An 18,147-nucleotide genomic window follows, 5' to 3' on the forward strand; every position below is an offset into this window, starting at 1 on the left:
GCATCCTGATCGGCCGGCCCGGAACCGCCCCATGACCGCAGATTCCCCGTCCAGCACGATCCCGCGCGAGCGCCAGGTCCTCAAGCCGGCCCAGCTCAACGCCCTCGCGCGCGACCTGCTGGAAGGCTCGTTCCCGGTGGTCTGGGTCGAGGCGGAGATCAGCAACCTGTCGCGACCGGCTTCCGGGCACCTCTATTTCACCCTGAAGGACGAACGCGCGCAGGTGCGCTGCGCGCTGTTCCGGCTCAAGGCCTCGCGGCTGGCCTTCGCACCGGCCAACGGCCAGCAGGTGCTGGCCCGCGGCCGCCTGACGCTGTACGAGCCCCGCGGTGACTACCAGCTGGTGCTCGAGCACATGGAGCCCGCCGGCGAGGGTGCGCTTCGCGCCGCGTTCGAGGCCCTCAGGACCCGTCTCGCCGCCGAAGGACTGTTCGATCCCGCCGGGAAGCCGTCCCTGCCCCGCCTCGTGCGGCGCCTGGGCGTGGTCACCTCGCCGCGTGGCGCGGCGGTACGCGACGTGATCAGCGTGCTGGGGCGGCGCTTCCCGCTGCTTGCCGTCGACGTGCTGCCGGTGCCGGTGCAGGGCGAAGGTGCCGCCGCGACGATCCTGCACGCCTTGCAGCGCGCGGCGGCCTCGGGTCGCTATGACGCGCTGCTGCTCACGCGTGGCGGAGGCTCGCTCGAAGACCTGTGGGCCTTCAATGACGAAGCCCTCGTCCGGTGGATGGCGACCTGCCCGGTACCGATCGTGGCTGCCGTGGGCCATGAAAGCGATTTCAGCCTGGCGGAATTCGCCGCGGCACTCCGCGCGGCCACGCCATCGGCAGCCGCCGAGCTGCTGGTGCCCGACCGCGCAGCGTTCGCCGACCAGCTCGAACGCCACCGGCAGCGCCTCGCAGCAGAGCTCGGCCGACACCTTGCACGGGCCGGGCAAGGGCTGGACCGGGCTGTGCTGCGACTGCAGTCGCAGGCTCCGCAGCGCGCCTGGAACGCGGCCGGGAGCGGTTGGAACAGGCGTCGCGCCGGATGGCGCTGGCGATGCGTCGGCCATTGGAAAACCGCCACTCGCGGCTCTCGCGCAGCCGGGCCGTATTGGGGACGCTCCATCCGAAGCGGCACCTGGCCCTGCTCGGCGAGCGCTTGCGCCAGGCCCACCAGCGCCAGCGATCGGTGGCCGAGCGCATGCTGCGCGAGCGCAGGCAGCAGGTCGACGCCATGGCGCGGGCCATGCATGCGGTCGGCCCCCTGGCCACGCTCGAGCGTGGCTACGTGATCATGCGCGACGAGGACAGCCAGGCGGTCGTTCGCAGCCAGGCACAGCTACGCCCCGGGCAGCGTCTCAGGGCCCGCTTCTTCGATGGCGAGGCCTTGCTTGAGGTGAGCTCCGGTCAGCGTACGGACCCGGGTGGCAGCGGCAACGGGTGCCCGAAGAAGTAGCCCTGCCCGAGCTGGCAACCCAGCTTCATCAGCATTTCCCGCTGGCCAGGGGATTCGATGCCCTCCGCGATCACTTCCAGGTCGAGCGACCGCGCCATCGCCAGGATCGCGCCCACCACGGCCCCCCGCCCGCTGCCGGCCGGATCCTTGTCCAGGTCCGCGACGAAGCTGCGATCGATCTTCAATGCGCCGATCGGGAAGCGGTGCAGGTAGGACAGGGCCGAGTACCCGGTACCGAAGTCGTCGATCTGCGCGATGATGCCGGCCCCGCGAAGCTGCGCGAGGCTGTGGTGCACCGACTCCGAGCCCTCCAGCAACGCGCCCTCGGTGAGTTCGACACGCAGTTGCCGGCCCTCGGCGCCGGCCTTGGCCAGCAGGGCCTGCAATCGCGGCACGAACGCCCGTGAATGCAGGTGCCGGGGCGAGACATTGATGCACACATAGCCCCCGTCCGGACACAGGCGGGGGATCGCCGCAATGGCCTGCTCGAAGACCTGCCAGTCGATCTGCTCGATGAGGCCGCTGTCCTGCGCGACCGACAGGAAGCTTCCGGGCAGCAGCAGCCCGCGAACCGGGTGGTGCCAGCGCAGCAGGGCCTCGTGGGCAACCGTGCGGGCATCCTCCAGCGCGACGATGGGCTGGAAGTACGGCTCGAAATCGCCCCGTGCCAGGGATCGGCGCAGGTCGCTTTCCAGGTCCAGCACGCGCAGCGCCTCCAGCCGCAACCCGGCATCGAAGGTTTCCGAGGTGTTGCGACCAGCGGCCTTGGCACGGTACATCGCCGCATCCGCGTCACGCAGCAGTTCCTCGGCCGCGAGGTATTCCGGCGTGGCCAGCGCGATGCCGATGCTGGCCGAGGTGAACAATTCCTTGCCCTCGATCATCATTGGCGCCGAAAGCGCGTCGATGATGCGGCGCCCGACCTCGATCGCGCCGGCCTCGTCGCCCACGTCTTCGAGCAGGACGGCGAATTCGTCGCCGCCGAGGCGGGCCACCATGTCCGGCTCGCGCACCGCCATCGAGATGCGGCGGGCCGCGTGCTTGAGCAGTTCGTCCCCGACCAGGTGGCCGACGCTGTCGTTGACCACCTTGAAACGGTCGAGGTCCAGGAACAGCACGGCGAACGGCGAGTCGGTGCGCGTGGCGTACTCCTGCATCGACTGTTGCAGTCGATCCAGGAACTGGGTGCGGTTGGGCAGCCCGGTCAGGCTGTCGTGAAGCGCGAGGTGGGTCAGCTCGCGCTCGGCGCGTTCGCGCTCCACGATCTGGGCGCGCAACTCGCTGTTGGCCCTGGCCAGCGCCTCGGTGCGCTCCTCGACGCGGTGCTCGAGTTCGGCATAGGCCTCCAGCAGGCGTTCCTGCGCACGCTTGCGCACCAGGCCGCTGGCGATGTGGAAAGAGACGAAGGTCAGCAGTTCCTGGTCACGGTGGGTGAACATCACCTCGTCGGAGTAGCTCTGCACCACGACCACGCCCACCGCCACCTCGTCGCGGATCAGCGGAACGCCCAGCCAGCAACGGGATGCCGCACCGGAGCTTTGCACCTCGCCGGTCGCGACCAGCTCCGACACCTTGTCGTGGTCGGCCAGCAGGGGCTTCCTGGTGCGCAGGACGTATTCGCTCAGGCCATGGGCCAGGTGCCTGGGTGGACGCTGGGCATCGCGTTCGTCGACGGAGTACGGGAACTCCAGTCCATCGCCGCCTTCGTTGAGCAGGGCGATAAAGAAGTTGCGCGCGTAGAGCAATCTGCCGACCACCTCGTGCACGGCGGCGTGGAAGGCATCCTGGGAGCCGGTGGTGATGGACAGTTCCGCGATGCGGAACAGGGCCGCCTGCAGGCGCTCGGCACGCTGGCGCTCCTCGACCTCCGAACGCAACTCGCTGTTGGTCCGCGCGAGCTCGCGGGTGCGCTCGCCGACCCGGCGCTCGAGTTCCTCGCGCGCATCACGGCGCTCGAGCGCGGTCAGGATGTGCTGCGCGACGAAGGACAACAGCACCCGGTCCTCCTCGGAGAAGCTGACCTGGCCGTCATAGCTCTGCACCACGACTGCGCCGCGCACCTCCTCGCCACTGAGCAGCGGTACCCCGAGCCAGTCGGCGCTGTCCGGGCCATGCGCGTCGGCAGGCTCCAGGCCGATCTGCGCACGCAGCTGGGCGGAGGGCCCCATCAGCGCACGGCCATGGCGGATCATGCCCAGGGTCAGGCTGTTGGGCAGGTCGGCGATCCCCAGCTCCGTCTCCGGGTCGGGAATGAACGGATCCTGGGAGTCCGCGAAATAGATGAACCGGATGGTCTGCCGGGCGGCGCTGTAACGGACGATGAAGAAGTTTTCCGCGTACATCAGCCCTGCGACGATCTCGTGCAGCCGGGCCAGCATGCGCGGCATGTCCAGTTCGGAACTGGCCAGTTCCGCAATCGAGTACAGCGCGTTCTGCAGCCGCTCCGCCTGGCCCGTCCGGGCCACCGCCAGGCGCAGCGACTCCTTCTCCACCAGTGCGCTGGCCAGGGCCCTGGCGCTGTCGAGCAGGGGCTGGAAGCGCGCCACCGGCGTGTTGTCTTCGCACAGGATGACCACGGAGATGGTCCGGTCGGTGGCCGGCACCGGCCAGGCGGCGGTCACCGCACCCGGCAACTCCAGCACCAGGCCATCGCGGGCCGCACAGGCCCGCTGCAACGCCTGCTCCACGGCCGCGTCCAGAAGCACGCCGTCCGGGGCACAACGGGTGCCAGTGGCCTCGTTGCCCCAACCCAGTCGCAGGGCACGGAAACCGGGCAGCGTTTCACCCAGGCGCGACAGCGCCTGGGCCAGGTCGGGGAGTTCACGCGCCTGCACCAGTGCATGCCACACCTGCGCCTGACGCAGCGATGCATCGGCCCTCGGCGGACTGGCTTGTGTCACGGAACTCCCCATTGTCCCGGAGCATATCGCCCCGACGACCGGAATACATGTCCACGGCCCGCAATTTCGGTCGAAGGAGCGATCCGCTACCCTTGCACGGATGGATTGCCACCCGAGACCCTCCCTCCCCCCGAACGACCCCAGATGAGCGGCTGGCAGACCATCGACGGACCGGCCCTGTTCGAGCTGGAGGTCAAGCGCAGCCGCCATCTTGCCCGGGCGGTACCGGTATCCGACCCGGAAGCGGCCTTGGCGTTCGTTGCCACGCATGCCGACCCTTCCGCCCACCACAACTGCTGGGCCTACCGCATCGGGTCGTCCTACCGCTTCAGCGACGACGGTGAACCTGCCGGGACCGCCGGACGCCCGATCCTGGCAGCGATCGAAGGCCAGGACGTCGACCAGGTCGCCGTGCTGGTGACGCGCTGGTTCGGGGGGATCAAGCTCGGGGCGGGCGGCCTGGCGCGCGCCTATGGCGGTGCCGCGGCCGAGTGCCTGCGCCTGGCACCGCGCCGGGCGCTGGTCGTGTGGTGCGAAGCGACGCTCGAGGCGGGCTTCGAGTTCGCGGGCACGCTCCACGCCCTGCTCGACCCGTTCGGAGCCAGGAAGATCGAGGAGACCTTCCTGCCCGACGGCCTGCGGCTGCACGTGCGACTGCCGGCAGGGGAACTCGACCGGCTGCAATCGGCCATGGCGGACGCGAGCCGCGGACAGGCCCGCCTTACGGTGCACCCTGGGCCCGGCGACGGAATGGGAACCCCATGAAAAGCGACGCGACCGCCGAAGCGCCGGCCACGCCCGCGACGCCCAGGCTCAGGCCGCTGGCCGGCCTGTGGCCCTTCGTGCGGCCCTACAAGGGATTGATGGCGGGTTGGCTGGGTTTCCTGGCCCTGTCTTCGGCCGCCACGCTCAGCCTTCCGGTGGCCGTGCGGTTCATGATCGACGGCGGATTCGGCGGCCAGGACGCGGCCTCGATCGACCGCTATTTCGCGGCCCTGTTCGGCGTGGCGCTGGTGCTCGCCCTGGCCACGGCGGCGCGCTTCTACTTCGTCACCCTGCTGGGCGAGCGCGTGGTGGCCGACATCCGCCGCGCGCTCTACACCGGCCTGATGCGCCTGGACCTGGGTTTCTACGAGCGCACCCGGACCGGCGAGATCATCTCGCGGCTGTCTGCGGACACCGAACTGCTGCGCAGCGTGGTGGGGTCCAGCGCATCGGTCGCGCTGCGCAGCGTGGTCACGCTGCTGGGCAGTGGCGTGATGCTGGCCGTGACCAGCCCGTGGCTGGCTGGCCTGGCGCTGGTCGGGATCCCCCTGGTGATCCTGCCGATCGTGGTGTTCGGCCGCCGCGTGCGGCGCTCTCGCGCGACAGCCAGGACCGCATCGCCGATGCCAACGCCCGCGCCGGCGAGACGCTCAACGCGATGCACACGGTGCAGAGTTATGCCCGCGAGGGTTTCGAATCCGAGCGCTACGGCACCGCCGTGGACGCCGCCCTTCGGGCCGCCCGGTGCGCACCCGAACCCAGGCGTGCTGACCGCATCGGTCATCGTGCTGGTGTTCGGTGCGATCACGCTGGTGCTGTGGATTGGTGCCAAGGACGTCGTGGCCGGGGGGATGAGTGCCGGCGTGCTGGGACAGTTCGTCCTCTACGCCGTGATCGGAGCCGGTTCGGTCGGCGCACTGACGGAGGTATGGAGTGAAGTGCAGCGGGCCGCCGGCGGCATGGAGCGCATCAGCGACCTGCTGCGCGAGGCCCCGGGCATCGCTGCGCCACGCGCGCCGCGCCCTGCCTGATCCGGTCCGGGGCTCGATCCGCTTCGACCACGTCCGCTTCCACTACCCGGCCCGGCCCGACGCGCCAGCACTGGAGGACTTCGACCTCGAGATCCGCCCTGGCGAGACCATCGCCCTCGTCGGACCTTCGGGTGCGGGCAAGAGCACGGTGTTCCAGTTGCTGCTGCGCTTCTATGACCCCGACGAAGGGGGTATCCGTTTGGATGGCGTCGACCTGCGCGAGCTGGTGCCCGAGACGCTGCGCTCGAGCATCGCACTGGTCCCGCAGGATCCGGTGATCTTCGGCACCGACGCGATGGAGAACATCCGCTATGGCCGGCTCGATGCCGACGACGACGCCGTCCATGCCGCCGCGCGAAATGCGGAGGCCGATGGCTTCCTCTCGGAGCTTCCCGACGGCTACGCCACCTTCCTGGGCGAGCGCGGCGTGCGCCTGTCCGGCGGACAGCAGCAGCGTCTGGCGATCGCACGCGCGGTGTTGAAGGACGCCCCCATCCTGCTGCTCGACGAAGCCACCAGCGCGCTGGACTCCCAGAGTGAGCAGGCGATCCAGCATGCCCTGGAGCGCCTGATGGAGCATCGCACCAGCCTGGTCATCGCGCACCGGCTGGCCACCGTGCTCAAGGCTGACCGCATCGTCGTCATGGATCGGGGACGCATCGTGGCCGAGGGGCGACACGACGAACTGGTGGCCCAGGGCGGCCTGTACGCGGAACTGGCGCGCCTGCAGTTCACCCGCTGACGCCGCGCCGATTCCAGGGCGCGGCTTGACGTGGGGAGCCATTCACGTCAGTTTGGAGTCATGCCGTCACAAGACCCCAAGCACGGCGATCGCCCCTGCTTCGACGAGATGGGCTGGCCGGATGAGATCCGGCCTCCCTATGCACTGGTCAAGGCTTGGCTCGACCAGCTGCCCGACGACCAGCTCGAACTCAAGCGGCGCGAGGCCGAAACCCTGTTCCGCCGCATCGGCATCACTTTCGCGGTGTACACCGAGGGCGGCGACCCGGAGCGGCTGATCCCGTTCGACCTGATCCCCCGGGTGATGGCCCAGGCGGAATGGCAACGCCTCGCGACGGGCCTGGAACAGCGCGCCCGCGCCCTGAATGCCTTCATCCACGACGTCTATCACGAGCGCGAGATCATCCGCGCCGGGCGCATCCCCTCGAAGCTGGTGTTGCACAACCCGCAGTTCCGCCCCGAGATGGCCGGCCTGGACTTGCCCCACCATGTCTACAGCCACATCATGGGCATCGACATGGTGCGCACCGGGCCGGACGACTATTACGTGCTCGAGGACAACTGCCGCACGCCTTCGGGCGTGTCCTACATGGTCGAGAACCGCGAAGTGATGATGCGCCTGTTCCCGGACCTGTTCCGACAGCAGGGCATTGCTGCGGTGAACCACTACCCCGATGACCTGCTCGAAACGCTGCGCTCGGTGGCGCCGCCCAACTGCCCTGGCGACCCGACCGTGGTGCTGCTGACGCCCGGCGTGCACAACTCCGCCTATTACGAACACGCCTTCCTGGCCGACGAGATGGGCATCGACCTGGTCGAGGGCGCGGACCTGATGGTGCGCAACGACGTGTGCTACATGCGCACCACGCGCGGCCTGGAACGCGTCGACGTGATCTACCGGCGCATCGACGACGACTACATCGACCCGCTGGTGTTCCAGCCCGACTCCATGCTTGGCGTGCCCGGCCTGTACTTCGCCACCCGCGCGGCAACCTCACGCTGTCCAACGCGGTCGGCGCCGGCGTGGCCGACGACAAGGCGGTCTACATACACGTCCCGGAAATGATCCGCTTCTACCTGGACGAGGAACCGCTGCTGCAAAACGTGCCGACTCGCGACTGCTCGAAGCCCGACGACCTGCGCTACACGCTGGAGCACATCGACGAGCTGGTGGTGAAGGCGGTCCATGGCTCAGGCGGCTACGGCATGCTGGTCGGCCCGACGTCCAGCCGCAGCGAGATCGAGGAATTCACCCGGATCCTGAAGGCCAAGCCACACGACTACATCGCCCAGCCGACGCTGGCACTGTCGACCGTGCCCACGTTCGTCGAGCAGGGCATCGCCCCGCGCCACGTCGACCTGCGTCCGTTCATCCTGAGCGGGGAGAACGTGCGCATCGTGCCCGGCGGCCTGACCCGTGTCGCCCTTCGCGAGGGGTCGCTGGTGGTGAACTCATCGCAGGGTGGCGGCACCAAAGACACCTGGGTACTGGAGGAGTGATGCTGGCCCGGACCGCAGACGGCCTGTACTGGTTGACCCGCTACATGGAGCGGGCCGACTACGTGGCGCGCCTGCTGCAGGTGGCCGGCCACATGAGCGCGGCGCGCGTGGACGGCGCCGGCGAGAGCGAATGGGCATCCGCGATCATCGCTTCGGGCACGGCCGATGCCTTCTTCGAGCGCTACGAGGACGCGACCCCGGAGCGCGTGATCGAGTGGCTCGCCTTCGACTCCGACAATCCCTCCTCGATCACCAGCTGCATCCAGACCGCGCGCCGCAACGCGCGCGCGGTGCGCACGGCATTGACCACCGACGTGTGGGAAGCGGTGAACGGCAGCTGGCACGAGCTTCGAGGCTTCGACCCGAAGCCGATGCATGGTGACGCGCTGGCGACGTTCCTGGACTGGTGCAAGACCCGTACCGGCCTGTTCCAGGGGGTGGTGGCGGGTACGATGCTGCGCAAGGACGGCTATCACTTCGCCCGCCTGGGCAAGTACCTCGAGCGCGCCGACAACACCGCACGCCTGCTGGACGTGAAGTACCACGTGCTTCTGCCCAAGGCCGAGGAAGTGGGCGGCCTGGTGGATTACTACCAGTGGCTGGCCGTACTGCGCGTGGTCGGCGCCCGACGCGCCTACCGGGTGCTGTTCCACGGCCGCATCAATGCCGCGAATGTCGCCGAACTGCTGATCCTGCGGCGCGAGTTCCCGCGCTCGCTGGCGTTCTGTTTCGGCGAGATCACCTACGACCTCGACGCGATCCGCGGGCAGGATCCGCGCCGCATCGCAGAAGCCAAGCGCCGGGCGAACTCGATGTACGCGCAGCTCAAGTTCGGTCGTATCGAGGACATCCTCGCGCTCGGACTGCACGAATACCTCACCGACTTCGTCGAACGCAGCGATGAGCTGGGTGGCGAGGTCGCAAGCGGACACATGTTCTGACCATGAAACTGCATGTCCACCACCGCACCACCTACCGCTATGCCGAACCGGCGCTGCGGCTGATCCAGGCGTTCCGGCTGTGGCCGACCCCGGCCTCTTCGCAACTCGTCCGCCAGTGGCAGGTGGACGTGGCGGGAAAACGCCTCCAGCCCACCGGCATGGATGGTTTCGGCAACCTGGTGGCCACGCACGGGTTCGACGACCCGATCGACACGGTGGTCATCGAGGTGACGGGCCTGGTCGAGACCCGGGACGTGCAGGGCGTGCACGGGGACGAAGGCGAGTGGCTGCCTCCGGAGATCTACCTCCGCCCCACCCCGCTTACCGAACCCGACGATGCGATCAAGGCCCTCGTGGCCGACCTGGGGCCGGATGAACCGGTGCCGGCACTCCACGCGCTGTCGGCCCGCATCCTGTCGCACGTCGAATACCACTCGCATCGCACCGACAGCGGCACGACCGCGGCCCAGGCGCTCGCCCAAGGCGCCGGCGTATGCCAGGACCACGCCCACCTGATGGCGGCGTGCGCACGACTGATGGGCCATCCCGCCCGCTACGTCAGCGGCTACCTGTGCGCCGGTGCGGAGGGCCAAGACGCGGCCAGCCATGCCTGGGCGGAAGTCTTCATCGACGAACTGGGCTGGGTCGGCTTCGACCCCTCCAATGGCATCTCGCCCGACCCGCACTACGTGCGCATCGCGATCGGCCGCGATTACGTCGATGCGGCGCCGGTCCGGGGCATCCGGCAAGGCGGCATTGCCGAGACACTGGAAGTCACCGTCAGCGTCAGCCAGACGCGGACCACGAGCCAGACGCAGAATTCACAGTAGTTGCGTCGCTCAGGCACCCCCATTATGGAGAACTACCCGTGACCTATTGCGTCGGACTTTTCCTCGACGACGGCCTGGTCATGCTGGCCGACACCCGCACCAATGCCGGCGTGGACAACATTTCCAGCTTCGCCAAACTGCAGGTGTTCTCGACGCCGGGCGACCGGATGATCGCAACGATGACCGCCGGCAGCCTCGCGGTCTCGCAGGCCGTCATGAACCTGATCCAGGAAGGCGTGCAGGATCCGGAGACCGGGGAGACCGCGACGATCTACACCGTGCCGTCGATGTTCCGGGCGGCGTCGCTTGTCGGCGAAGCGGTGCGCCAGGTCTACCGCACCCACGGCAAGGCCATGCAGGAGCATGGGCTGTCGTTCGACGTGTCGATCCTCCTGGGCGGCCAGCTCCATGGGCGCACGGTCCGGCTGTTCCAGATCTATTCGGCGGGCAACTTCATCGAGGCCACCGGGGACACACCCTTCCTCCAGATCGGCGAGCACAAGTACGGCAAGCCGATCCTGGACCGGGCGGTGACCAGCGAGACCAACCTGATCGATGGCATCAAGCTGGCGCTGATCTCGATGGATTCCACGCTGCGCTCCAACCTCAGCGTCGGGCTGCCGATGGACCTGCTGGTGTACCGCAAGGACCATCTCGAGGGCCCATCGCTGCGACGCATCACGGAGGACGACGAATATTTCCTCATGCTGCGCAAGCGTTGGTCGGAGGCCATCAGCGAGGCCCACCGGCAAATTCCCCAGCCTGACTGGGGTTTCTAACCCGGTTAAGGAAGGTTAACGGGCTTCAGCGCATCTTCGGGGCTGGTCAATCAAGGCAAGGAGGTCTCCATGTTGCGCAATACACTTCTCTCCCTCACCGCAGCCATACTCGTCATGGGCATGGTGCCGCAGGCATCCGCCGCCGACGTGCGTTGCGAGATGCGATTCAACATGAGCGGATGGTCGCTTTTCTACAAGAAGTCTTCCGGCACGGGGACCATCACCTGCAACAACGGCCAGTCGATGAACGTGGCGCTCGAGGCCCGCGGCGGTGGACTGTCCTTCGGCAAGTCGACGATCGAGAATGGCGTCGGCGAGTTCTCGCCGGTGGACAACATCAACGAACTCCTGGGCGGCTACGCGAGCGCGGAGGCCCATGCCGGCGCCGGTGGTTCGGCCAAGGGCCAGGTGGTCACCAAGGGGCCGGTCTCGCTCGCCCTGAGCGGTACGGGTCGCGGCGTCGACCTTGGCGTCGCCTTCGGCAGCTTCATCATCAGCGCCCGCTGAGCCGTCGGCTGGAACCGGCAGGGCGGGCCGTGCCCGCCCTGCCTGGCGCGGGTCAGCTGTAGCCGATCCACACCGCGACCACCAGGGCGAGGGCCGCCATCAACATCAGCTTGACCAGCAGCGGCCAGGCGAAGCGGAACCACCGGTCGAACGGGATTCCCGCCACGCCCAGGATCGCCATCAGCACGATGTTCGTCGGCAGGATCATGTTCGAGAACCCGTCGCCGAACTGGAACGCCAGCACCGCCACCTGACGCTCGATGCCGACCACGTCGGCCAGCGGCGCCATGATCGGCATCGTCGCGAACGCCTGCCCGGAGCCGGACGGGATGAAGAAGTTCATCAGCGTCTGCATCAGCAGCATGCCGACGGCGGACAACTCCGCGCCGACCATGCCCAGCGGGATCGAGGCACCATGCACGATCGTGTGCAGCACCTGCCCGTCCTCCAGGATCAACGCGATCGAGCGGGCGAAGCCCACCAGCAACGCCACGACGGCAAGCTCGGAGGCCCCGGCGGCGAACTTCTTCGCTGTATCGTCCAGGCGCAGCCCGCCGACGACCCCCGCGAACAGGGCCACCGCCAGCCAGATGCCTCCCAGTTCGACGAGGTACCAACCGCGCTGGGAAATGCCGTAGACCATCGCCACCAGGGCCAGCATCGTGATCGCCAGGACCGCCGAGCGGCGCCCGTCGAGCTCCGGATACTCGGCCTTCGCCTGGTGGCGGGGATCGTCCAGGTCGTTCGTCAGGCTGGCGGAAGGATCGTTCTTCACCTTCTGCGCGTAACGCCACACGTGGTGGACGGCCACGGCGACGAAGGGCACGAACAAGGCCAGTCGGAACCCGATGCCCGAGGTCGGCGGCAAGCCGGCCACGTCCTGCGCCACCAGCACCGTGTAGGGATTGGTCCAGGCCACGCCATAGCCCACGCCATAGCCGCAGATCATGACCCCCATCGCCGTCATCGCGTCCAGGCGCATCGCCACGCACAGCGTGATCAGCACCAGTGCGAACGGGATGTATTCCGTCGAGACGCCGAGCGTCGCCGAACCCGCGGCGAACGCTGCGGTGCCGAAGACGATCAGCAGCGCGGGGTTGTGCCCGATGCGCCTGAGCAGCCACCCGAGCACCCCGTCGATCATGCCGGTGGCACGCAGGACCGCGATCGCCCCACCGACGATGAGCAGGAAGAAGATGATCGACTGCGCATCGGCAAGGGCCCGCGGCACCGCCGTGAACAGCGCCACAGGCGTCAACCACACCCGCTCCTCGTGCACCTCGTAGCTGCCCGGGACGACCATCTCCCTGCCCTGCTCGTTGGGCTGGGTCTGGAAGCTGCCCTGCGGCAACACCCAGGTCGAGACCAGGGCCAGGATCATGATCCCGAACAGCAGGACCAGGGTATGCGGGACACGGAAGCTTCGGGCCATGGGCGACGACTCTGTTTTGGGGTGAACGCCGGCCATGCTAACCGGTCTTCCCCACGCCTGCCTTCGGGTTCAGGCGGGGCGCCGGCCTACAGGAAGATCCACAACAGGATCGCGCCGAGGATGACCCGATAGGCGACGAATGGCTGCATGCCGATCCGCTTGATGAAGGCGAGGAAGTAGTGGATGCAGGCATAGGCGCTCACGGCCGCCACCAGGCTGCCCAGCCACAGGCTGCGCCAGTCGATCTGCACTTCCGGGTCGCGCAGCTCCAGCAACTGCAGGCCGGTGGCCAGCACGATGACCGGGATGGAGAGCAGGAACGAGAAGCGCGCCGCTGCCTCGCGGCTCAGGCCCATGAAGAGCGCTGCGGTCATCGTGATCCCCGAGCGCGATGTCCCGGGTATGAGCGCCAGCGCCTGGGCCACGCCGATGACCAGCACGTCGGTCCAGCGCATGTCGCGCTCGGTGCGCTCGCCCCGGAAACGCCAGTCGGCGAGTCCCAGAAGCAGGCCGAAGCCGATCAGCGAGCACGCGATCACGATCGCCCCGACCTCCGGCGTGCGCATCGTCGTCTCGACCAGGTCCTTGAACAGCAGGCCGGCGATGCCGACGGGAATGGTGCCCCACAAGACCGCCCAGCCGATGCGCGAGTGTTCCGTCTGCCGGCGGGTGACGAGCGAGCCGCCCCAGTCGTGCACCACCAGGAGTATCTCGCGCCGGAAATAGAACACCACCGCAGCCAGGCTGCCCAGATGCAGCGCGAGGTCGAACGTCAGGCCCTGGTCGTCCCAGTCCGTCAGCAGCGGCACCAGGATCAGGTGGGCCGCGCTTGATATCGGCAGGAACTCGGTCAGGCCCTGCACGACGGCAAGGACGAAGATCTCTATCAGGCTCAAGGCGGGGGGCCGGCAGGAAGTCGATTCAGGACGCGCGATTGGAACGCAGCGGGCGCATGTGCGTCAAACCGGTGGCTCATGCCGTGGCGGGCGACCCGCCCGTGGGCTTCGCCGCCGCGAGCAGCCACGGCGGTTGCAGGCGGACGACCTCCGCATGCACCGGACAGTCCGGCTCGTGGGCACCGGGCAGCCATCCGGTGCTCATCAGGAATTCGTTGACGATCTCGCCCCCGGTGAAGCGGAAGTGCCGTTTGAACAGCTTGACCCATTCGGGCCTGCCGAGTGGATGGTGCAGATCGATCCAGCCGGCAAATCCGCCGTGCTGCCTCGAGAGCGCCACGATGACCCCTGCGTTGTGGATCACCGCATCGATCTTGAGGCGGTTGCGGATGATTCCCGCATCCGAAAGCAGCCGCTCGCGCTCGGCCTCACCGTAGGCCGCGACGCGCTCCGGGTCGAATCCGTCGAACGCTTGACGGAAATTCCCGCGCTTGCGAAGCATCAGTTCCCAGCTCAGGCCGGCCTGGTTTATCTCGAGCACCAGGCGCTCGAACAACGCCCGGTCGTCGCGCTCGGGAAAGCCGTACTCGCGGTCGTGGTAGTCGGCGTGGAGCGGATGGTCCCTCGCAAACCTGCAATAACTCGTCATGCCCGCGGCCCTCGTGATCTTCCCCCGCCCTCCCGGGCCCGGGCGCTACGCTTCCTTTTCCTGCGGTGCAGGAAGCGGCAAAGCCGGTTCGTGCGCCCCGAGCTCGCCGTTTCGCGAAAGCAGCACCGCGATCGGCCGCGTGCCGGGGAACCCGGCCAGGATGATCAGCAGTACCGCGGTGATCGGCACGGCCAGGAACGCCCCCGGGATCCCCCACAGGCTGGACCATATGGCCAGGCTGGCCAGGATCACGAACGGACTGAGGTTGAGCGAGTTCCCCATCAGGAACGGGTCGAGGAAGCTTCCGATCAGGAACTGCGCGGCGCTCAGCGAAACCATCAGCACCACGACCGAGGCCAGGTCGCCGAACTGCACCAGCGACATCGCCACCGGGAAGAGCACGCCAAGGAAGGATCCGATGTAGGGAACGTAGTTGAGCAGGGCGATGACCACGGCCCAGAAGGCGGCGAATTCGACCCCCATGATCGACATGATCGCCCAGCTCACGACACCCAGCAGGATGTTGATGAAGGTCTTGAGCGCCAGGTAGGTGCCGATGCGTGAGTTCACGTCGTGCACCACGCGGCGGATCTGCGCCACGTTCCCGGGATCGTCGGAGAGGCGGTCGACCTTGTCGGAGAACACCCGCTGCTCCAGCAGCAGGAACGTGACGTACAGCAGCACGATCAGCAGCGTGGCCAGGATGCCGGTCACCGAGGCCACCGTCGAGCCGACCAGGGCCTGCAGGCTGATCTGCGAGAGCACGTCCTCCTGCAGCGTCGTCCAGGTCGGGGCCGCTTCGATGCCGAGGAACACCGCCAATCGCTGGATCTGCAGCAGCAGCGATTCCTGGTACTCCGGCGCCAGTTCCACCACCTTGCCCACGTTGGTGACAATCAGCGAGACGCCGGCGGCCAGCACCAGGCCGATGCCGAGTATCGACAAGGTGAAGCACGCCGCCGTGGGCAAGCGCCCCCCGATTCCGGGGATGCGTCTTTGCAGGCGTGCCAGGCCGACGATCACGTAGGCGATCAGCACGCTGAACACGATCGGGACGAACACCTGCTTGCCGACATGCAGCACCCAGCCCACCAGCACGGCAAGGGCCACGCCGAAAAACACCTTCTGCAGGCGGTCCATGGGCATTGCGCGACTCCTTGTCGATCAAGCCGCGCCGCGGTCGCGGCACGATGCGAGCAGGATACCGGAACCCGCCATTCCTGCAGACGCACCCGGCATATCGAGCGCTTGGCTGTTCCCTGCGTGGCGCGCTCGTGTTTGAATCGCACGACCACCCGGAGAACACATGAATACCGACGCGTTCTGGATCGCCTTTCCCCTCACCCTGTTGTCGGTGCTCGCCCTGGTTGGCGCAAGCCGTGGCTTCGGTCGCGTCGTGACCGCCATCTACCCGCTGGGGCACTGGTTCCTCACCTGGCCGCCGACGAGGATCGGGCTGGCCATCTTCGGAGCAGGCGGGCTGGTGCTGGTCGCCGCGATCATCTTCCCGTTCGCTCGCGGACTGGGCGTGTTCGTCGCGTTGCTGGGCCTGCTCGGCTGGGTCGGCGCAGCGGTTCACGACCTCATGCACTGGCGCCGCCACGCCAAGGCGGACCCGTACGCCGCCGCCGCCGCCGCGCGCAAGCGCAAGGCCTTCGGAAAGCCGAAGGGCCGGGATCCGCGAGCGGCACGCAAGAAGCGCCGCCATCACTGACCGCTCGGCCAGGGGGGCGCGCACATGATCGCCGCCACGCTGCTGGTCTACCTCGTATTGCTGCTGGCCATCGGCCTCTGGGCCCGTCGCAGGGTCGGCGACAGCACCGATTTCCATCTGGCCGGCCGCCAGCTCGGCCCCGCCGTCGCCGCGCTCAGCGCTTCGGCCAGTTCCTCCTCGGCGTGGACCCTGCTGGGCATGAGCGGCGCCGCCTACGCGTGGGGATTGCAGGCGTTGTGGCTGGTGCCTGCCGTGGTGTCGGGATTCGCGATCAACTGGTTCCTGGTGGCACCGAGGCTGTTGCGGCAAAGCCACGCGAACGGCGCGCTGACCCTGGTCGAACACCTTTCCCACGGCATGCCGGCACCCCAGGCACGGCGCTTCCGCATGCTCGGGGCGCTCGTGATCCTGTTCTGCTTCACCTTCTACGTGGCGGCGCAGTTCCAGGCCGCTGGCACGGCCATCGCGACGGCCTTGCCGGTGCCGGCCACGATGGCCATGGTGGTCGGCGCGATCGTCGTGGTGGGCTACGTATTCCTCGGCGGCTTTTGGGCCGCCAGCGTCACCGATGCGCTGCAGGGCGTGATGATGCTGTTCGTGGCGCTGGTGCTTCCGCTCGTCGCCCTGGTGGCGGTCGGCGGGCCCAGTGGCTTGTGGAGCGGACTGGTGGCGCAGGGCGACCCCGCGCTGCTGCGGCTGGTGGACCAGCCGGGACTGCTGCTGGCCATCGTGTTCGTCGTCGGCCTGTTCGGAATCGGCCTGGGCTACCCCGGCCAGCCCCACGTCGTGAACCGCTTCATGGCCTTGCGTTCCGAGCACGACATCCGGCTGGGCCGCGTCATCGCGCTGGGCTGGGCCGTCCTGATCTACATCGGCATGGTCATCCTGGGATGGTCCGGCCGGGTGCTCCTGCCGGGACTCGCCGAAGCCGAATCGGTGCTGCTGCAAGCCAGCGTCGCGCTGCTGCCCGCCGTCGTGGGCGGCATCGTCACCGGCGGCGTGCTGGCGGCCATCATGTCGACCGCGGACAGTCAGCTGCTGGTCGCTTCCGGCTCGGTCAGCCACGACCTGCTGCAGGGGAAGGTGTCACTGCGCACCGACCGCCTCGTCGTCATCGCGCTGGGCATCGCCGCCGTGGTCCTGGCCCTGTACTTCCCCAGCACGATCTTCCGTCGGGTGCTGTTCGCGTGGCAGGCACTGGGCAACGCCTTTGGTCCGTTGCTCCTGGTGTCGCTCTGGCTGGGTGCGGTTGCCCCACCCTACCGGCTGGCGGCCATGCTTTCAGGCTTCGGTTTGACGGTGCTGATCAGCTTCCTGCCGCAAGCACCGGGCAATGCGGTGGAACGGCTGCTGCCCTTCTTCGTCGCATTGGCGCTGGCCTGGTGGGGCACCCGCAGGGTGGCCCCTCAACGCGGATCGACCTCGTAACTGATGATCTCAACGTCGGACGTCGTGCTTCGACCCCGCTCCGAAAGCGGCACCACCAGGTGCACCACGTCGGTTTGGGGCACCCGGAAGACCGCCTGCAGCGTCATCGCGTGCTCGCCGCGGACAGCCGCGCCCACCTGCTCGGCCAGAACTTCCCCGTCGCCGGACTGCACGACCAGGCCCACGTTGCCAGCAGCCGAGCCCAGGGTGTAGGCAACCTCCACGCGGACTGCGACTTCGTCGCCGACGCGCAGCACGCTATCCCGCTCCGGCGTCACCGAGGTCACCGTCATCGAGGACGCCACCGGGGGCGCTGCGTCCTGCCCTTCGCGCTGCCCGCAGGCAACGACGAGGGTGGCCGACAGCATGATGAGGAAGAGACGGGGCATTCGGCTTTTCATGATGCAGTCCTCGGACGGGCTCCCCGGTTCAGGGGTACGTTGCCAGACTACCGCGAACTGGGCGCCCGTGCCGCCGGAGCCATTGTGCAGCGCGCAAACGCGCCTTCACGACACCACGTAGACTCCACCGCAACGGGCCAGTGCCAAGTCCGCCTCCCGCGCCGAGCCGAGCAGCACGACCGATGCCCCTGACCCC

At 68.1% G+C, this 18,147-nt stretch carries 13 protein-coding genes and 3 pseudogenes; 10 read left to right on the forward strand and 6 right to left on the reverse strand.

The features are described 5' to 3' along the window. The first annotated feature begins 31 nt into the window (after positions 1 to 31). Positions 32 to 1,437, forward strand: a pseudogene (gene xseA, locus FU658_RS01695) (exodeoxyribonuclease VII large subunit). Here the strand turns inward: xseA and FU658_RS01700 are convergent. Next, positions 1,389 to 4,337 (reverse strand): bifunctional diguanylate cyclase/phosphodiesterase, encoded by a 2,949-nt coding sequence (locus FU658_RS01700; protein ID WP_147890511.1) that lies wholly within the window; start codon positions 4,335 to 4,337, stop codon positions 1,389 to 1,391. The pseudogene xseA and the gene FU658_RS01700 overlap by 49 nt on opposite strands. 144 nt (positions 4,338 to 4,481) lie before the next feature. Between FU658_RS01700 and FU658_RS01705 the strand changes: the two genes are divergently transcribed. From FU658_RS01705 to FU658_RS01735, 7 genes and pseudogenes are all read left to right on the forward strand, one after another. Beyond that, complete coding sequence (locus tag FU658_RS01705; protein ID WP_147890512.1) at positions 4,482 to 5,102, forward strand: IMPACT family protein; 621 nt, start codon at positions 4,482 to 4,484, stop codon at positions 5,100 to 5,102. Between the two features lie 6 nt (positions 5,103 to 5,108). Then, positions 5,109 to 6,875 (forward strand): annotated as a pseudogene (locus FU658_RS01710) (ABC transporter transmembrane domain-containing protein); the annotation flags it as partial. A gap of 303 nt (positions 6,876 to 7,178) precedes the next feature. Continuing rightward, positions 7,179 to 8,374, forward strand: a pseudogene (locus FU658_RS01715) (circularly permuted type 2 ATP-grasp protein). Continuing rightward, on the forward strand, positions 8,374 to 9,315 hold the full coding sequence (locus FU658_RS01720; RefSeq protein ID WP_147890513.1) for an alpha-E domain-containing protein: 942 nt from the start codon (positions 8,374 to 8,376) through the stop codon (positions 9,313 to 9,315). The pseudogene FU658_RS01715 and the gene FU658_RS01720 overlap by 1 nt, the downstream one beginning before the upstream one ends. A gap of 2 nt (positions 9,316 to 9,317) precedes the next feature. Then, the gene (locus FU658_RS01725; RefSeq protein ID WP_147890514.1) at positions 9,318 to 10,145 is read left to right on the forward strand and encodes a transglutaminase family protein; all 828 of its coding nucleotides are present in this window, start codon (positions 9,318 to 9,320) and stop codon (positions 10,143 to 10,145) included. A 38-nt stretch (positions 10,146 to 10,183) separates the two neighbouring features. Next, complete coding sequence (locus FU658_RS01730; protein ID WP_147890515.1) at positions 10,184 to 10,924, forward strand: proteasome-type protease; 741 nt, start codon at positions 10,184 to 10,186, stop codon at positions 10,922 to 10,924. 69 nt (positions 10,925 to 10,993) lie between these two features. Continuing rightward, positions 10,994 to 11,431, forward strand: a complete 438-nt coding sequence (locus tag FU658_RS01735; protein ID WP_147890516.1) for a hypothetical protein — start codon at positions 10,994 to 10,996, stop codon at positions 11,429 to 11,431. Between the two features lie 52 nt (positions 11,432 to 11,483). Here the strand turns inward: FU658_RS01735 and FU658_RS01740 are convergent, their stop codons facing one another. The 4 genes from FU658_RS01740 to FU658_RS01755 all read right to left on the reverse strand — a co-directional run bounded on the left by FU658_RS01740 (position 11,484) and on the right by FU658_RS01755 (position 15,554). Further along, on the reverse strand, positions 11,484 to 12,863 hold the full coding sequence (locus FU658_RS01740; protein ID WP_147890517.1) for a YfcC family protein: 1,380 nt from the start codon (positions 12,861 to 12,863) through the stop codon (positions 11,484 to 11,486). A gap of 86 nt (positions 12,864 to 12,949) precedes the next feature. Beyond that, on the reverse strand, positions 12,950 to 13,759 hold the full coding sequence (locus FU658_RS01745) for an undecaprenyl-diphosphate phosphatase (RefSeq protein WP_147890518.1): 810 nt from the start codon (positions 13,757 to 13,759) through the stop codon (positions 12,950 to 12,952). A gap of 76 nt (positions 13,760 to 13,835) precedes the next feature. After that, entirely contained in the window at positions 13,836 to 14,408 is a 573-nt protein-coding gene (locus FU658_RS01750) for a DNA-3-methyladenine glycosylase I (protein WP_147890519.1), read from the reverse strand. A 45-nt stretch (positions 14,409 to 14,453) separates the two neighbouring features. Continuing rightward, a complete protein-coding gene (locus FU658_RS01755; RefSeq protein ID WP_222708334.1) occupies positions 14,454 to 15,554 on the reverse strand; it encodes an AI-2E family transporter in 1,101 nt (366 codons plus the stop codon). A gap of 160 nt (positions 15,555 to 15,714) precedes the next feature. Here FU658_RS01755 and FU658_RS01760 point away from each other — a divergent pair, with 160 nt between their 5' ends. Together FU658_RS01760 and FU658_RS01765 are read left to right on the forward strand one after the other, a co-directional pair. Next, on the forward strand, positions 15,715 to 16,122 hold the full coding sequence (locus FU658_RS01760; RefSeq protein WP_147890520.1) for a hypothetical protein: 408 nt from the start codon (positions 15,715 to 15,717) through the stop codon (positions 16,120 to 16,122). Positions 16,123 to 16,146: 24 nt separating this feature from the next. After that, the gene (locus FU658_RS01765) at positions 16,147 to 17,550 is read left to right on the forward strand and encodes a sodium/proline symporter (protein WP_147890521.1); all 1,404 of its coding nucleotides are present in this window, start codon (positions 16,147 to 16,149) and stop codon (positions 17,548 to 17,550) included. Here FU658_RS01765 and FU658_RS01770 read toward each other — a convergent pair. Continuing rightward, positions 17,529 to 17,939, reverse strand: a complete 411-nt coding sequence (locus tag FU658_RS01770; protein WP_147890522.1) for a hypothetical protein — start codon at positions 17,937 to 17,939, stop codon at positions 17,529 to 17,531. The two genes, FU658_RS01765 and FU658_RS01770, sit on opposite strands and share 22 nt — an antisense overlap. Positions 17,940 to 18,147: the final 208 nt, after the last annotated feature.

This window comes from Alkalisalibacterium limincola, assembly GCF_008017755.1.
Lineage (GTDB): Bacteria > Pseudomonadota > Gammaproteobacteria > Xanthomonadales > Xanthomonadaceae > Alkalisalibacterium > Alkalisalibacterium limincola.